Below are 15,203 nucleotides of genomic sequence, written 5' to 3' on the forward strand. Positions count from 1 at the left end.
TCGATTTAACAGGTTGATGCGGCGGCGGGAAAAGATTTTAAGGCTGAACAGGGGTTCAGCAGATGACGGGCTCGACAAAGAGTCCTGGTGAGAACAACGGTTCCACCTCCGGGAGACAATCGAATAACGAACAAAGTTCTACCCGGCAGAGCAGTAGGTAATTAATGAATGACACTATCGGCGCAACCATTGTTTTGAGCGCCGGATAAGCCGGTATCGCGCGAAGCTGCCGGAAACTTAAAGCGATGACCCGGCTATGGGGCTGGGCAAAGGTATCAACATCAAGATACACAACACTTTTAATTACATTCTCACTCGTTCTGCCTGCGTAAGGCGGCTGCCGATGCGGCGTACCTTCGATTTCTCCGGATGTGTGAACCTCAATTTGAGGTTACTGCATGAAACGAATTTTAATCAACGCCACGCACGAAGAAGAATTGCGTGTGGCGATGGTCGATGGTCAGCGATTATTTGATCTGGACATTGACACCCCCTCCAGAGAACAGAAAAAAGGCAACATCTACAAAGGAAAAATCACTCGGGTTGAACCGAGTCTTGAAGCGGTATTCGTCGATTATGGTTCTGAGCGTCAGGGTTTTCTGCCACTCAAGGAAATCGACAAAGCCTACTTTCGTGAACGCAGCGGTGACGACAACAGCGGTCGGATTAATGTCCAGGACGTGCTTTCAGTCGGTCAGGAACTGCTGATTCAGATAGAAAAAGAAGAGCGCGGTAATAAAGGCGCTGCGCTGACTACATTTATCAGTCTGGCTGGTCGCTATCTGGTGCTGATGCCCAACAGCCCACGTGCGGGCGGCATCTCCCGTCGTATTGAAGGTGATGACCGCGCCGAACTTCAGGAAGCGCTGCGCTCACTGGAAGTGCCTGATGGCATGGGCATGATTGTTCGCACCGCAGGTGTGGGTAAACAACCCGAAGAACTCCAATGGGATCTTGAGTATCTGATTCAGCTGTGGACTGCGATTGATGTTGCTGCCAAAGACCGTCATGCGCCATTCCTGGTGTATCAGGAAAGCAACATTATCATCCGTGCTCTGCGCGATTACCTGCGTAAGGATATTGGTGAAATCCTGGTCGATTCTCCCGAGGTCTATCAAACCGGCTATGACTTCATGCGCATGGTCATGCCGCATGAACTGAGCAAGTTCAAGCTCTATCAAGACAAAGTGCCACTGTTTACTCGTTATCAGGTTGAAAGCCAGATAGAGAGTGCATTTCGTCATGAGGTCCGTCTGCCATCAGGCGGGGCTTTAGTGATTGACCCTACCGAAGCTTTGATTTCCATCGACGTTAACTCGGCTCGCGCCAATAAAGGCGGCGATATCGAAGAAACCGCCTTGAATACCAACCTGGAAGCGGCCGAAGAAATTGCCAGACAACTGCGCTTGCGTGATCTGGGTGGTCTGGTGGTCATCGACTTCATTGATATGGGCCCAAGCAGACATCAGCGAGAAGTTGAAAACCGCTTGCGTGAACACCTGAAAGCCGACAGAGCCAGAGTACAAGTCGGTCGTATTTCACGCTTCGGCTTGCTGGAAATGTCTCGTCAGCGGTTGCGACCTGCACTGGGTGAGGCTCATCAGGAAATTTGCCCACGCTGCGCCGGGCTTGGCCATGTCCGTGGGGTTGAATCTTTGGGTCTTGCAGTACTGCGTTTACTTGAAGAAGAAGCCAGCAAGGACAAAGTGACTCAACTGGTGGTGCAGTTGCCAGTTGCCGTCGCAACTTTCATGCTCAATGAAAAACGTGCCCAGCTTGAAATAATCGAGCGTCGTCAGGAAGTCAAATTGTTGCTGATTCCTAACCCGCACATGGAAACGCCGCATTACGAGATCGAAAGAGTCAAAGACGGCGCTGATAAACCAAGTCGCAGCCATCAGTTACTCACGTCGCCTGAGGCCGAAGTTCCTGCCAGCCTTAAAGACAAACCTGTGCTGGAAGTGCCTGCTGTTACTGGCATATCGCCTGCCGCTCCTGCGCCGGTGGTCGAAAAAGTCGTAGAGCCGGTTCAAGACAGAAAACCAAACCTGCTCAAGCGTTTGCTCGGTGTACTGACTGGGCAAAATACCCAGAACCAGGATACGACTGACAGTCAGCCAAAACAGGCTGACAGCAGTGATGAGTCTGCTTCAAGACCTAGACGTTCTCGTTCGCGTGGCAGTAATCGGAGAGGTTCTCGTCCGCGTCGCAATGAAGCTGACACAGGTGACAACGTGTCAACTCCGGTCTCGGAAAAGCCAGAGTCAGACAGCAAAAAACCAGTGACACCTGCTCCAGCAAAACCAGACGCTGATGAGGATGGCAAAGGCCGTGCAAATGGCCGTCGCTCCCGTCGTGGAGGGCGTCGTCGTCGTGGAGGTCGTTCTGAGGGCGAGGACAGCGCAGTCAAAGAAAATAATCCGGTTGAAAAAGGCAATGTCATGCCTGCACCAGCGCCGGAAGTTGACGGCAATGCCATCCCGGCACCAGCGCCAGAAGTTGATGGCAACTACGTGCCTGCCGAGCAAGTGAGCGAGGTAGACGGCAATACTGTCAAGGAAGCCAAGCCTCGTCGTCCACGTTCAAACGGCTCAGCTAGCGGAACAAATCGGCGTCGCCGAGGCTCAACCAGCCGTTCTAATGAAGCAGCTTCAGACACAGAGGTAGAAAAAAATCCGGCAGCGGCAGATAATAGCTCACAACAAAAAGAAAAAAATGTTGCGAGTGAAGAGAGCCGACAAGCCGATGCAAGCGAAAAATAAATTTTCATGTGAGCACCTGCGCGCTTTGATTGGCGCGCAGGTCACTTACCATAAACATCGATGCGAGATTATTGAACTACTGGATGGTTGTGAACTAGTGCTTCAGGTACTGGAACCGGGCTCCAGCATTCAGCCTACTCAGTATGGTGAAGGGCACCGGCCGGTTCCGGTCACTTATACCCTTCAGGTGTTTGACAGTGATGGCGAGTTACATGCCGATGTCCAGGCTGCTGGGCTTGAGCAATTACTCTCCGAGCAACTGTCTGACAATCGCTAAATCCCGTTCGGTATCCACGCCATGACCTGCGGCAACCGCTGCCTCGGTCAGGTGAATGTGATAGCCGTAGAATAACGCTCTAAGCTGCTCCAATGATTCCGCCTGTTCAGGCATGCAAGGTTCCAGACTGCTGTACTGGTGCAAAAATCGGCATCGATACCCGTAAAGACCTATGTGACGCTTGTGTGGCAGCTGGTCTGGCAGTACTTCATCAGTTGCAAAATAATTTCTCAACCACGGTATCGGGGCCCGGCTGAAATAGCGTGCATAACCCTGTGCATCTGTGACGACCTTGACCACATTCGGGTCAAAAATTTCTTGTGGATCAGTAATTGACGCATACAAAGTAGCAATCGCTGCTTCGTGATGGAGCGATAAATCTTCGGCAACCTGGTTAATCAGCTGTGCTGGCAGGCAGGGTTCGTCACCCTGAACATTGATCACAATATCCTGATCGGCAAAACCTCTGAGACGCGCAACTTCTGCCAAACGATCGGTTCCTGAGGTGTGATTTGGCGATGTCATGCACACATCAGCTCCAAATGCAGTTGCGGCATCGGCAATACGTTGATCATCTGTGGCGATAATCACCGCCTGTGCTTCGCTTTCCATCGCCCGTTCATAGACGTGCTGAATCATGGGTTTGCCGGCAATATCCCTCAACGGTTTACCGGGCAGACGGCTGGATGCATACCTTGCCGGTATGACTATTCGGAAAAATGTCGACATCAGGCAGATTCTTCCGCTGAGAGTTCTCGAGCTTCTTCGGGCAGCATCACCGGAATATCATCTCTGACCGGATAGGCCAGTCGGCATGCCGGACACACCAGTTCCTGTTCGGTTTTGTGATAGTTCAGACTGCCTTTGCAAACAGGGCAAGCCAGAATGTCGAGCAGGCGATTATCCATGGTTCAGATTCCTCAGTTTTTCGCAGATATTGTCTTTGAGCAGGGCGGGCAGATCCGCCTCGATTGGCAGATACCACATGTCAGCGGTTGCAAACGAGCGGCATTTTACCGCATCTTTCTCGGTCATCAGTATTGGACTTGAGTCGGAGAAAGTGAGATCAGCCGGCTGGTAGGCATGATGATCGGCAAAGCTATGTTCGTCAAATGACAGACCTGCCTCTTTAAGCATCTGAAAAAACCGTTGTGGATGTCCAATGCCAGCCACGGCATGCAAGGGTTGTTCAGCAAATGAACTCAGTGGTTTATGCGCTCCGCTGAGCAGATTAATGGCTGTGCTAGCTTTCAGATCCATTCGAAACGCCGATGGATAATTGCCACTGTTGCATACCAGAAAATCAACGGTTCTCAGTCTATCGACAGGCTCGCGCAATGGGCCGGCGGGCAGTAAAAAATTATTGCCAAACATGCGTTTGCCATCAATTACGACAATTTCGATATCTCTGGCGAGTCGATAATGTTGCAGGCCATCATCAGCAATGATGACATCGCAAGGCTGATTGGCCAGCAGGTATTGTCCGGCTCGAAAGCGATCAGGATCCACCACTACAGGATAACCGGTCTGTTGATGAATCATTAGCGGCTCGTCACCACATTGCTCAGGTTGACTAGTGGTTTGCACTGCGAATGGAAAAGGCCCCGCACCGCCATAGCCGCGACTGATAATCCCGGGGCTGTAGCCCGACATGTGAAGTTGTCTGGCCAGCCAGATCACAAAAGGGCTTTTGCCGGTGCCGCCTACATTGATATTACCAACGATAACGACTGGAACCGGCAGCGATTTTTGCTGCATCAGCCCTGTTTGATAGCCCATGCGACGCAAGAGAACAATGCCCCGATAGAGCTGGCTGAGTGGCCACAACAGCATTGTAAGCAGTGAGCGATGATACCAGCGTTCGCTGAGCCACTGCATGGTGATTATCGATCCTGAAATTGCAGGCGGTGCAATTGCGCGTAATGCTGATTAAGTGCCAGCAGTTGCTGATGCGTGCCGGTTTCGATAATTTCACCATCATGCATCACGATAATCTGGTCGGCTTTCTCAATGGTCGACAGCCGATGTGCAATCACCAGAGTGGTTCTCGATTGCATCAGGTTTTCCAGTGCCGCTTGAATGTGTCTTTCAGCTTCAGTGTCGAGTGAGGCCGTCGCTTCATCCAGAATCAGTATCGGTGAGTCTCTCAACAAGGCGCGGGCGATGGCGAGGCGTTGCCGCTGTCCACCGGAGAGCAGCACACCATTTTCGCCAACTTGTGTATTCAGGCCGTCCGGCAGCTTGCTGATGAAGTCCCAGGCATGAGCGGCTTTAGCCACTTCAATAATGCGATCTTCAGCCACTGGCTCAGATTGACCGTAGCAGATGTTGTTGGCGATGCTGTCATTGAACAGAATAACCTGCTGGTTCACTAGTGAAATTTGTTTGCGCAGATCGGCCAGTAATACTTCCTGGCAATCGATATCATCGATCAGAATACGTCCTTCCGTGGGGTTGTAAAAACGCGCCAACAGACTTACCAGTGTGGTTTTACCGCTGCCTGAATGACCCACAAAAGCGATGGTTTGCCCAGGTGCCACTTTAAAGGAAATATTATTGAGTACATTGCCTTTGCCGCGATCGTAACTGAAGCCAACGTTTTGATATTCAATACGCCCCTCGACCCGGCCAAGTGTTCTGCGGCCCGTTTCCTGCTCTGGCTGTTCGTCAATCAGTGCAAAAATACTTTCTGCAGCGGCAATACCCGCTTGCAACTTGGAGTTGACCTTGGTCAGGCTCTTCAATGGTGACAGAATCATGAACATGGCGGTGATGAAAGAGATAAAAGTGCCAACGGTGATGCTTTCCAGCATTTGCGGCAGTGTTGCCAGATAAATCACCACGGCAAGTCCGAGCACAGCGATGAAAGAAATCAGTGGCTGGCTGATGGCATCGGTGGCGATTTTTTTCATGCGTTGGCGACGATTCAGCTGATTCACCTTATCGAAGCGTTTGATCTCATATGGTTGGCTGCCAAAAGTTTTGACCTCACGATGTCCATCAATGATTTCACTGGAGACATGACTGACTTCGCCCATTGAGTCCTGGATGCTTTTACTCAGACGGCGAAAGCGGCTGCTGACTTGATACACCATCAAACCAATCAGCGGCGTGGTCAGCAGGATAATCAATGACAGAAAGCCGTTGAGATAAATCATCCAGGCCAGTAAACCGATGATGATCATTGAGTCGCGAATGATGCTCAGAATGGCATCTGTCGCGGCGCTGGCCACTTGTTCAACATCGTAGAGCAGTTTGGACATCAACTGGCCCGATGAGCTTTTGTCATAAAAGCTGGCGGGCAGGGTGATCAATCGATCAAACATGTCTTCGCGCAGTGATTTAATGACATTGCGGGCGATCCAGCCAAGGCCATAGTTAGTTAGAAAGTCTGAAATACCGCGGATAATGAAGATGCCAATCAGCGCAATCGGCACCAGTTTGATAATGGTGGGATCCTGTTCGACAAAACTGCCATCCATCAGCGGTTTCATCATTGCTGCCATGCCGGTCTGAGTACCGGCATAGACCACCATTGCTGCGACGACCGCGGCAAATGCCGGCCAGTAGGGTTTAACGTATTTGAGCAAGCGCCGGTAAAGTTCCAAAGCGCTCATTTCTATTGCAGATTGTTTCATGGGGTTTCGTTGATGGTTTGGCGAGTTGCCAGAGTTAATCGTGTGTAGCCTAGCATTTGGGCGACATCCATGGCGGTGACAATATGCTGATATTCAGCACTGGCATCGGCGCTGATCACAATGTGCGGATCTGCCTGGTCGCCGACAACGTCTTTGAGCACTTGCCGTAATCGTTCACGGGAGAATTCGCTCAGCTCTTCATCGTTAATCAGGAACTGGCCGTTAGCCTGTATCACAATATCAACGGGAGATTCTGCGGTTTCAAGCCGTTCGCCACTGGCTTCAGGCAAGTCAACTTTGAGTGAGCTTTCGCGCACAAAGCTGGTGGAAACCATAAAGAACAGTAACAGCAGAAAAACCACATCAATCATCGGGGTCAGATTGACATCCGGTTCCTCAGGTTTGTTGGGCAGTAACTTCACTGATTGTTGCCTGCGTCTGGATCGAAGTCTCGGTCACCGTGCAGCATTTCAATCAGTTTCATGGCTTGCTCTTCCATGCTGACCACCAGTCGATTGACCTTGCCGCGAAAGTAGCGATAAAAAATGACGGCGGGAATGGCCACGACCAGGCCTGTGGCCGTGGTGATTAAGGCTTCGGAAATGCCGCCAGCCAATACTTCAGGATTACCAACACCTTCAGTGGTGATGACCGCAAAGACCTTGATCATGCCAATGACGGTTCCAAGCAAACCTATCAGTGGTGCAATGGCTGCGATAGTGCCAAGCGTATTGAGATTTCTTTCCAATTCGACGGTGACATGCCGGCCAGTATCTTCAATACTTTCCTTGGTAATTTCTCGGGGACTGTTTCGGTTGATTAATCCAGCAGCCAGTATCTGGCCCAATGGTGAGTTTTGCTGTAGCGAGACGATTCTTGCTTGATCCACCTGGTTGTATCGTAACCATTGCCAGATCTGGGTGATCAGTCCGGGTGGGGCGATGCGCTTTTGCTGCAAACTCCAGAAGCGCTCTGCGATGATAGCAATAGCGATGACCGAACAGGCAAACAATGGCAGCATTAACCAGCCACCTGCCTTGAATAGCTCCAGCATAGTGTTTCAGTCCTGCAATCAGAATAATGCGCTCATGATACGTGAATTTCGTGTCATTCAGTAGCGTCAGCTGTCCACAAGCGTCTGGCATGAAGTCTCCAGCGAACAGGTGGCTGCTGCTGTCTGTCAAATCGCATCAATAATGCTCCGCTGTCTGCTGTGTTGAACAGCTCAACGCCGTGATCCTGGTAGCGTTGCCTGACGATTTCATGCGGAAATTGCCAGCGGTTGCGATAAGCGCTGGCAATCCAGGCGGCTTCGGGAGCCACTGCCGCAATAAATGCTTCACTGGATGAGCTTCTGCTGCCATGGTGTGGCACCTGCAATACTGTGGCATTTAGCCTGTCTGACTGAGTTTGCAGTAGTAGTGTCTCAGCCCGTGCTTCAATATCGCCGGTCAGCAAAACGCTGCCGTGCCGATTGCTGACTTTGAGTACACAGGACATTTCGTTGGATTTTGCCTGCCAATTTTTTGGTGGGTGCAGCACCTCAAATAACACTTCATCCCATTGCCAATGTTGACCTGCATGGCATCGTTCGGCGTTGGCCAGTGATTCCTCTGTACCGGTGAGAATGCGTTTCACCGGAATTTGTCTGAGTACGGCTTCGGCTCCGCCAATGTGATCATTATCACCGTGGCTAATCATCAGCAGGTCCAGTTTGCGTGTGCCTCTGAAGTCAAGATAGGGCAACACCGCAGCATCACCAGTATTGAAAGTGCTGCCAAAACGTGGCCCGGTATCGAAAACCAGACTGTGGTTAGCGGTATGAATGACTACCGACAGACCTTGGCCGACATCCAGCATGGTCAACCAGAATTCATCATCTGCTGGACGTTCAGCTTGCCAAAACAACAAAGGTAGCAAGGCTGTCAGACCAAGCCAGCGTGCAGCTAATCCTCTGGGAGCCAGCACCAGCAAGCTTGCAGCACATAACAGCAATATTATGCTGAGGGGCAGATGGGGCACTTCCCAGGTCGCTATTGGACTGGCCGCCAGCCAGTCCAGCCATCGCCACAAGTAATCCATCAGCCATAACACCAGTTTTAGCAACAGTACAGCAAGACTCTCGGATACAGCGAACATTGCAACCGTCAATAACAGCAGTGGCACCACCAGCAAACTGACCAGCGGCACTGCCAGCAGATTAGCCAGCGGCGCAATCAACGATGTTTGTTGAAAAAACAGCATTAACAAGGGTGACAGGCCGAGTGCAACCCAGAGGTGAATTTTCAACCATTGTTTTTTCAGGGCAGGTGTGTGATTGCGTGCTACAAAGATGATGATGAACACGGCTGCATAAGAAAGCCAGAATCCTGCGGACAGCACTGAAAACGGGTCAATCAAGGTCACGATAATCATGCTTAGTGCAAGCGTCTGCAGGTTGAATGCCGCTCTGCCAAGTAATAGCGATAACATCATCACCGAGATCATGATAAGGGCACGCTGAGTAGGGATTGACAGTCCGGCTAGCAATGCATAAACCAGTGCAAACAGCACTGCTGAAACCGCGCCAGCATGCATGGCCGGTACGCTGAGCAAGCGTCGGCTGCTTAACGACCACAACCAGCGGCCGATAAAAAATCCGATGCCTGCCGCGAGGCCGATATGCAATCCGGAAATCGCCAGCAGATGACTGGTGCCAGTTTTTTGCAGTATTTGCCACTGTTCTGTGGTCATTTGATCACGTAGGCCAACAGATAAACCTTGCAGCAAGGGCGTTAGTTCAGAGTTGCCCAGCTGTTGCAGTCGCTCGGCAATCTGCATGCGCAGGTGATTAACAGAATATCTGGCGGCGGTTTCCAGCCGGCTATTGGCGGGGTCTGGTCTGACGTAACCCGTGGCAGCGATGCCTTCCCGAAACAGCCAGCCTTCATAGTCGAAGGCGCCGGGGTTTTGCATGCCAAATGGCTGTCTGAGGCGTACAGTTAATTGCCAGCGCTCACCTGCGGCAGGCACAACATCGGGTATCTGATACCAGTTCAAGCGGATTTTTGAGACGGGTATTTGCTGGTCTGGTTTGAATTCAAATCGAAGACGTCGTCCTTCGCGTTGAGGGACGGATGCAATCACGCCAGTGATCTGCAGATCCTGGCCTTGCAGGTGACTGGCAAGCTGATCCGTCAGACGCAGTTGACTGTGTAAACTAGTCCAAAGGACAGCAAAGGTGAAACAAAACAAGAGGGTTTGTCTGAGCCACAGGCTCAGCAATAGTATGATGATTGCTGGCAAAAGCCAGATCGAATCAGGCAAAACCGCCAGCTGTAAAACAGCTACACAGCCAGCAACAAAGGCAATGGCGCTTTTAATCATATATCCCTATAATGGCGGCCGATTAACCATCCATGCTGAGACATCATGCCTCGCAAATTCCTGAAACGCATCATGCCAGATCACGCAAAAATGCGCGAGCATCCGCATTTGCAGCGTTTTGGTGCCCGACTGACAGAGCCCAGACTGTGGCATCTTAATCGTCGCTCTGTGGCGGGAGGTTTGGCGATTGGCCTGTTCCTCGGGGTCATGCCGATGATTGGTCAGATGGTGATTGCAGCTGCATTGTGTATCTGGCTGCGCGTCAATTTGCCCATTGCGGTGATGGCTGTGTGGATTTCCAATCCATTTACGTTTGTACCGATTTTTTACACGTCTTATCGGTTGGGCGCCTGGATTCTGGAAATTCCGCCGGGCTCTTATCGGTTCAACTTGTCACTGGAATGGTTTACCGGTGAATTTTTGCTGATCTGGAAGCCTTATTGCTGGGCAGTTTTATCAACGGCCTTTTGGCAGCGCTGGCAGGGATTATATTTGTCAGGCTGGTCTGGCGGCTGGTGGTGATTCGCAGCTGGTTGCAACGACTGCACCGCAATCGTCGTGGTGATAAATCCTGAGCGCTGTTGTTGCTTGAGAGTCATCACCCCGAAAATTCAAAAGCCCTAGTTTGAAGTAGCCAATTCACCATCCATCAGCGTCAGTGTTTTGTCCATGCGTTTGGCCAGACCATTGTCGTGAGTCACAATGACTAGTGCCGTGCCTGATTGGGCATTGAGCTCCATCATCAAGTCAAAAATTCCCTCAGCGGTTCGGTGATCCAGATTGCCGGTTGGTTCATCAGCTAATAAGCAGGCAGGTTTGGTGATCAGCGCTCGTGCCAGCGCCGCTCGTTGCCGTTCGCCGCCGGACAATTCACCCGGCTTGTGTGTCAGTCGATGTGACAAGCCAACACGACTCAGCAGCTCAGCCGCTTCTTTTTTGGCAACAGAGGGTTTCTGCCCTGCGATCACCAGTGGAATGGCTACATTTTCAACCGCCGTAAATTCAGGCAGTAGATGATGAAATTGATAAACAAAGCCAAGGGCTTGATTGCGCAGCCGACTGAGCGCATTGACCGATAATTTGCTGATGGCCTGTCCCTGAATGAATATTTCACCCTCGCTTGGAGTGTCCAAGCCGCCAAGCAGGTGCAACAGGGTGCTTTTACCTGAACCGGAACTGCCAACGATAGCCAGTCGATCTGATGCCTGAATAGATAGATCAATGCCTTTGAGCACTTCAGTCTGTAAGCCACCATCAACAAAGGATTTGCTCAGTGACTGGCAGGATAAGACAGTCTGATTAGTCATAACGAAGTGCCTCGGCTGGTCTTACCTGTGCTGCACGCCAGGATGGATATAGGGTTGAAATAACAGACAGGATGAATGCAGCTATGGCGACGGTTGTGACATCATCCCAGCGCAAATCAGAGGGCAGCGTGCTGATGTAATAAACATCGGCGGGCAGGAATTGATAACCGAGCATTTGCTCGATGCTGGCAATCAGGTGTTCGATGTTCAGAGCCAGTGCGACGCCGCCAATCACCCCGAGTATCGTGCCGATAAGCCCAATCACAATTCCCTGAATAATAAAGATTTGCATGATGCCACTTGGCGGCATGCCCAGCGTTCTGAGAATCGCAATATCGGATTGTTTGTCGGTGACCATCATCACCAGGGTCGAAACAATGTTGAAAGCTGCTACTGCGACAATCAGCATCAGAATGACAAACATGACGGTTTTTTCGGTTTTCAGGGCGCGGAAAAAATTGGCATGCTGAAATGTCCAGTCAGCGGCACGGTATTCAGGCGGCAGTGTTTGCATTAACTCCCGCGTCAATCTTGGTGCAGCATAGACGTCACTTAATTCCAGTCGCAGGCCACTGACTTTACCCGGAATACGAAACAATACAGCAGCATCCTCGATGTTCATGATCGCCATGCTGCTGTCGTACTCATACATGCCGATTTCAAATACACCGACAACATCCAGACGTTTCAACCTGGGGATGACGCCAGCAGGGGTCGGAGAGACATGAGGGGTAATCAGAGTGATTTTGTCACCGGTGGCAACGCCCATCGCAATGGCCAGATCCTTACCGAGAATAATGCCGTAACTGCCCGGCTGCAGATTATCCAGATGTCCCTGAATCATCTTTTCGCCGATGGTTGAAACGCGGGGCTCGAGCGCGGGGTCAACCCCGCGCAGCATGGTGCCACGAACCCGACTACCTTGGCTGAGCATCGCCTGCCCCTCAACAAAAGGTGCCGAATCAACCAGATTGGGGAAGCCCTGAATGCGAGCTTGCAGTGATTGCCAGTCGGTGAGTGTTGAATCCGAACCAGTGACAATCGCGTGCGAAGTCATGCCCAGAATGCGTTCCCGTAATTCTTTTTCGAAACCATTCATCACCGATAACACTGTAATCAGTGCGGTGACACCCAGTGCCACTCCCAGCATTGAGGTGAGTGAGATAAATGAAATGAAATGATTACGACGTTTGGCCCGCGTATAGCGGGCACCGATATAGACGCTAAGAGGTCTGAACATAAACTCGACTCAGTTGGTCAGGCGGATATGCCTGACGGTAGGTTTACTTGCTGGCTAAAACTGTTTGTGTACCGTTTTCGCTGCCCAGCAGCAGAACATCGGCTGGACGCATAGCGAACAGGCCATTAGTCACTACACCGACGATATCGTTCAGTGTTTTTTCCAGCTTGATAGGCTCCATGATGTCGAGGCCATGCACGTCGAGAATGACGTTGCCATTGTCGGTGATCACACCTTCGCGATACACCGGTTGTCCGCCCAACTTGACGATTTCGCGGGCAACATAGCTACGTGACATAGGAATGACTTCGACTGGCAGTGGGAATTTACCCAGCACGTCTACCAGCTTGGAACTGTCTGCGATACAGACAAATTTGTCAGCAACAGCTGCTATGATTTTTTCGCGGGTCAGAGCACCGCCGCCGCCTTTGATCAGTTGCAGGGCATGGTTTGATTCGTCTGCACCATCTACATAAACAGCGACTTCGTTAACCTGATTCAGATCGAAGACTTCGATACCGTAGTCTTTCAGGCGTTGTGTTGAGGCATTTGAACTGGATACGGCACCTTCGATGCGATGTTTGATAGTCGCCAGTGCGTCGATGAAATGATTAACGGTTGAGCCCGTACCTACGCCAACAACGCCGTCAGTGGTGATGTATTCGAGGGCTGCCCATGCGGCTTGTTTTTTCATTTCATCTGCATTCATCGTGGATTCCTTAAAATTCGCTAAAAAGTGACTGAATAAATGACGCAATTATAGAGATAAATCAGCGTCAATGGTAATGTAGCCTGTCCTTAACCGCCAAAAGACAGATATCAAAACACCATGTTGACCGGCTATGTAGAACGCATCCTCAAGGCCCGGGTTTACGATGTTGCCATCGAAACACCGCTGGATATCATGCCTCGCCTTTCGAAGCGGCTGCAAAATAACATTTTGCTCAAGCGTGAAGACTTGCAACCGGTGTTCTCGTTCAAGCTGCGCGGTGCCTACAATCGCATGACACACTTGAGCGAATCAGAAAAACTGCAAGGTGTGGTCGCGGCTTCCGCCGGCAATCATGCCCAAGGCGTTGCGCTGGCGGCCAGTCGTATGGGGCTCTCTGCATTGATTGTCATGCCCAAAACAACACCGCCAATCAAGGTGGAAGCCGTGCGCAGTCTTGGCGCCGAGATTGTGTTGCATGGCAACAGCTATGACGATGCGTTTGCCTACGCGCAGAAAATCGTCGAACAGCAAAAGCGTACCTTTATCCATCCCTACGATGACCCTGAAGTGATTGCAGGTCAGGGCACCATCGCCATGGAAATCATGCGGCAACACCCGCAACCAGTGGAGGCGATTTTTGTTCCGGTCGGTGGTGGCGGGTTGCTGGCGGGAATCGCGGCTTATATCAAGGCTTTCTGGCCACAAATCAAAATCATCGCTGTTGAACCTGCCGATGCGGCCAGCTTAAAAGCAGCGCTGGATGCTCAAGAACGAGTGACGCTGGACCAGGTAGGCTTGTTTGCTGATGGCACTGCTGTTCGACAAGTCGGCGTCGAACCGTTTCGCATTGCCAGAGAAACGGTGGATGAGGTGATTCTGGTCGATAGTGATGAAATTTGCGCGGCTATCATGGATATTTTTGACGATACCCGTTCAATCGCCGAACCTTCCGGGGCGCTGGCAGTGGCGGGCGCCAAGAAATATATCGCCGAACATGGCTGTGTCGGCGCCGATTTGGTGGTGATAGACAGCGGAGCCAATATTAATTTCGACAGGCTGCGACATGTTGCCGAGCGCGCTGAAATTGGTGAGCGACGTGAGGTGCTGTTTGCCGCGACGATTGATGAGCGCCCCGGCAGTTTTCAGCAGTTTTGCAAGGTGCTCGGTGACCGAGGCATTACTGAATTTAATTATCGCTATGCCGATGAAACAGAGGCGCGCGTGTTTGTCGGTGTCAAACTTGACGGCAGTGATGAAGAGCGACAGGCCTTATTCAATTCACTGGATAATGCGGGTTATCAGTGGGTGGACTTTACTGATAACGAAATGGCAAAGCTGCATGTCAGGTACATGGTCGGTGGCCATGCCGCAGGTGCCAGCGACGAGCGCCTGTTTCGCTTCGAGTTTCCAGAGCGGCCAGGCGCTTTGCTCAGATTTTTGACTCGTATTGGTAAACGCTGGAACATCAGCCTGTTCCATTACCGTAATCATGGTGCCGCCTACGGCCGAGTGCTGGTGGGCATTCAGGTCCCTGCAGCCTTTGACGATGAGTTTCAGCTTTTTCTGGATGGGCTTGGCTACAGCTATCAGGATGAAACTGACAATCGTGCCTATGATCTTTTTCTGCGCTAAGCCAAGTCAGCTCAAGGGCTGAGCTGACTTGGATCCGACACCAGTTGAATACTGCCTCGTACCGTCACACTGACAGTGTTGCTGCCGGCTTCCAAAGCTACAGGTGCAGAGGATTTTACCGCCATATCTGCCGACATCAGCATGCCGCGTTCCATGGCTGGTTGAGGAAAATAATGGCCGGTGTCGACAGAAAGATTGACCAGTCGGTAGCCCGGCTCACCAAACTGCTGCTGAATCAGACTCGCCTTGTCGCGGAATTCTGTATGGCT

The 15,203-nt window shown here is 51.3% G+C and carries 15 protein-coding genes; 4 read left to right on the plus strand and 11 right to left on the minus strand.

The genetic code is table 11. The features are described 5' to 3' along the window. Window positions 1–398 precede the first annotated feature (398 nt). Window positions 399–2,762 carry an Rne/Rng family ribonuclease gene (locus MPL1_RS11185; protein WP_009727245.1) on the plus strand — a complete coding sequence of 788 codons (2,364 nt, stop codon included), beginning with the start codon at window positions 399–401 and terminating at the stop codon, window positions 2,760–2,762. Continuing rightward, window positions 2,746–3,039 carry a hypothetical protein gene (locus MPL1_RS11190; RefSeq protein ID WP_009727246.1) on the plus strand — a complete coding sequence of 98 codons (294 nt, stop codon included), beginning with the start codon at window positions 2,746–2,748 and terminating at the stop codon, window positions 3,037–3,039. Before MPL1_RS11185 ends, MPL1_RS11190 begins: the two co-directional genes overlap by 17 nt. Here MPL1_RS11190 and kdsB read toward each other — a convergent pair. From kdsB to MPL1_RS11225, 7 genes are read right to left on the minus strand one after another with little or no spacing between them, the layout of a single operon-like run. Beyond that, on the minus strand, window positions 3,007–3,768 hold the full coding sequence (gene kdsB, locus MPL1_RS11195) for a 3-deoxy-manno-octulosonate cytidylyltransferase (protein ID WP_009727247.1): 762 nt from the start codon (window positions 3,766–3,768) through the stop codon (window positions 3,007–3,009). The two genes, MPL1_RS11190 and kdsB, sit on opposite strands and share 33 nt — an antisense overlap. Beyond that, a complete protein-coding gene (locus tag MPL1_RS11200; RefSeq protein WP_009727248.1) occupies window positions 3,768–3,947 on the minus strand; it encodes a Trm112 family protein in 180 nt (59 codons plus the stop codon). The genes kdsB and MPL1_RS11200 overlap by 1 nt, the downstream gene beginning before the upstream one ends. Next, window positions 3,940–4,917, minus strand: a complete 978-nt coding sequence (lpxK, locus tag MPL1_RS11205) for a tetraacyldisaccharide 4'-kinase (protein WP_009727249.1) — start codon at window positions 4,915–4,917, stop codon at window positions 3,940–3,942. The genes MPL1_RS11200 and lpxK overlap by 8 nt, the downstream gene beginning before the upstream one ends. A 5-nt stretch (window positions 4,918–4,922) precedes the next feature. Then, window positions 4,923–6,677, minus strand: coding sequence for a lipid A export permease/ATP-binding protein MsbA (msbA, locus tag MPL1_RS11210; protein ID WP_009727250.1), 1,755 nt, complete (start codon window positions 6,675–6,677; stop codon window positions 4,923–4,925). Next, complete coding sequence (locus tag MPL1_RS11215; RefSeq protein WP_009727251.1) at window positions 6,674–7,099, minus strand: ExbD/TolR family protein; 426 nt, start codon at window positions 7,097–7,099, stop codon at window positions 6,674–6,676. Before MPL1_RS11215 ends, msbA begins: the two co-directional genes overlap by 4 nt. Beyond that, the gene (locus MPL1_RS11220) at window positions 7,096–7,731 is read right to left on the minus strand and encodes a MotA/TolQ/ExbB proton channel family protein (RefSeq protein ID WP_009727252.1); all 636 of its coding nucleotides are present in this window, start codon (window positions 7,729–7,731) and stop codon (window positions 7,096–7,098) included. Before MPL1_RS11220 ends, MPL1_RS11215 begins: the two co-directional genes overlap by 4 nt. A 53-nt stretch (window positions 7,732–7,784) precedes the next feature. Beyond that, complete coding sequence (locus tag MPL1_RS11225) at window positions 7,785–10,043, minus strand: DNA internalization-related competence protein ComEC/Rec2 (protein ID WP_009727253.1); 2,259 nt, start codon at window positions 10,041–10,043, stop codon at window positions 7,785–7,787. Between the two features lie 45 nt (window positions 10,044–10,088). On the opposite strand from MPL1_RS11225, the gene MPL1_RS11230 reads away from it, so the two are divergent. Further along, window positions 10,089–10,565: a DUF2062 domain-containing protein gene (locus MPL1_RS11230; RefSeq protein WP_009727254.1), complete on the plus strand. Its 477-nt coding sequence runs from the start codon at window positions 10,089–10,091 to the stop codon at window positions 10,563–10,565. A 98-nt stretch (window positions 10,566–10,663) separates the two neighbouring features. Here the strand turns inward: MPL1_RS11230 and lolD are convergent, their stop codons facing one another. Genes lolD through rpiA form a run of 3 tightly spaced genes read right to left on the minus strand, consistent with a single transcriptional unit; the run spans window position 10,664 to window position 13,299 of the window. After that, entirely contained in the window at window positions 10,664–11,350 is a 687-nt protein-coding gene (lolD, locus tag MPL1_RS11235; protein WP_009727255.1) for a lipoprotein-releasing ABC transporter ATP-binding protein LolD, read from the minus strand. Further along, complete coding sequence (locus MPL1_RS11240) at window positions 11,343–12,590, minus strand: lipoprotein-releasing ABC transporter permease subunit (RefSeq protein WP_009727256.1); 1,248 nt, start codon at window positions 12,588–12,590, stop codon at window positions 11,343–11,345. Before MPL1_RS11240 ends, lolD begins: the two co-directional genes overlap by 8 nt. Window positions 12,591–12,633: 43 nt before the next feature. After that, the gene (gene rpiA / locus MPL1_RS11245) at window positions 12,634–13,299 is read right to left on the minus strand and encodes a ribose-5-phosphate isomerase RpiA (RefSeq protein ID WP_009727257.1); all 666 of its coding nucleotides are present in this window, start codon (window positions 13,297–13,299) and stop codon (window positions 12,634–12,636) included. A gap of 120 nt (window positions 13,300–13,419) precedes the next feature. Between rpiA and ilvA the strand changes: the two genes are divergently transcribed. After that, window positions 13,420–14,934: a threonine ammonia-lyase, biosynthetic gene (gene ilvA / locus MPL1_RS11250; protein WP_009727258.1), complete on the plus strand. Its 1,515-nt coding sequence runs from the start codon at window positions 13,420–13,422 to the stop codon at window positions 14,932–14,934. Between the two features lie 11 nt (window positions 14,935–14,945). On the opposite strand, the gene MPL1_RS13730 is transcribed toward ilvA, so the two are convergent. Beyond that, window positions 14,946–15,203 (minus strand): SIMPL domain-containing protein (locus tag MPL1_RS13730; RefSeq protein ID WP_009727259.1); only part of this gene is annotated, 258 nt, incomplete at its 5' end.

The organism is Methylophaga lonarensis MPL, assembly GCF_000349205.1.
Lineage (GTDB): Bacteria > Pseudomonadota > Gammaproteobacteria > Nitrosococcales > Methylophagaceae > Methylophaga > Methylophaga lonarensis.

Excerpts from the sequence above, each read along its gene's own strand:
- MPL1_RS11185 (WP_009727245.1), top strand. The coding sequence starts at position 399 with ATGAAACGAATTTTAATCAACGCCACGCACGAAGAAGAATTGCGTGTG.
- MPL1_RS11190 (WP_009727246.1), top strand. The coding sequence starts at position 2,746 with ATGCAAGCGAAAAATAAATTTTCATGTGAGCACCTGCGCGCTTTGATT.
- kdsB (WP_009727247.1), bottom strand. The coding sequence starts at position 3,768 with ATGTCGACATTTTTCCGAATAGTCATACCGGCAAGGTATGCATCCAGC.
- MPL1_RS11200 (WP_009727248.1), bottom strand. The coding sequence starts at position 3,947 with ATGGATAATCGCCTGCTCGACATTCTGGCTTGCCCTGTTTGCAAAGGC.
- lpxK (WP_009727249.1), bottom strand. The coding sequence starts at position 4,917 with ATGCAGTGGCTCAGCGAACGCTGGTATCATCGCTCACTGCTTACAATG.
- msbA (WP_009727250.1), bottom strand. The coding sequence starts at position 6,677 with ATGAAACAATCTGCAATAGAAATGAGCGCTTTGGAACTTTACCGGCGC.
- MPL1_RS11220 (WP_009727252.1), bottom strand. The coding sequence starts at position 7,731 with ATGCTGGAGCTATTCAAGGCAGGTGGCTGGTTAATGCTGCCATTGTTT.
- MPL1_RS11225 (WP_009727253.1), bottom strand. The coding sequence starts at position 10,043 with ATGATTAAAAGCGCCATTGCCTTTGTTGCTGGCTGTGTAGCTGTTTTA.
- MPL1_RS11230 (WP_009727254.1), top strand. The coding sequence starts at position 10,089 with ATGCCTCGCAAATTCCTGAAACGCATCATGCCAGATCACGCAAAAATG.
- lolD (WP_009727255.1), bottom strand. The coding sequence starts at position 11,350 with ATGACTAATCAGACTGTCTTATCCTGCCAGTCACTGAGCAAATCCTTT.
- MPL1_RS11240 (WP_009727256.1), bottom strand. The coding sequence starts at position 12,590 with ATGTTCAGACCTCTTAGCGTCTATATCGGTGCCCGCTATACGCGGGCC.
- rpiA (WP_009727257.1), bottom strand. The coding sequence starts at position 13,299 with ATGAATGCAGATGAAATGAAAAAACAAGCCGCATGGGCAGCCCTCGAA.
- ilvA (WP_009727258.1), top strand. The coding sequence starts at position 13,420 with ATGTTGACCGGCTATGTAGAACGCATCCTCAAGGCCCGGGTTTACGAT.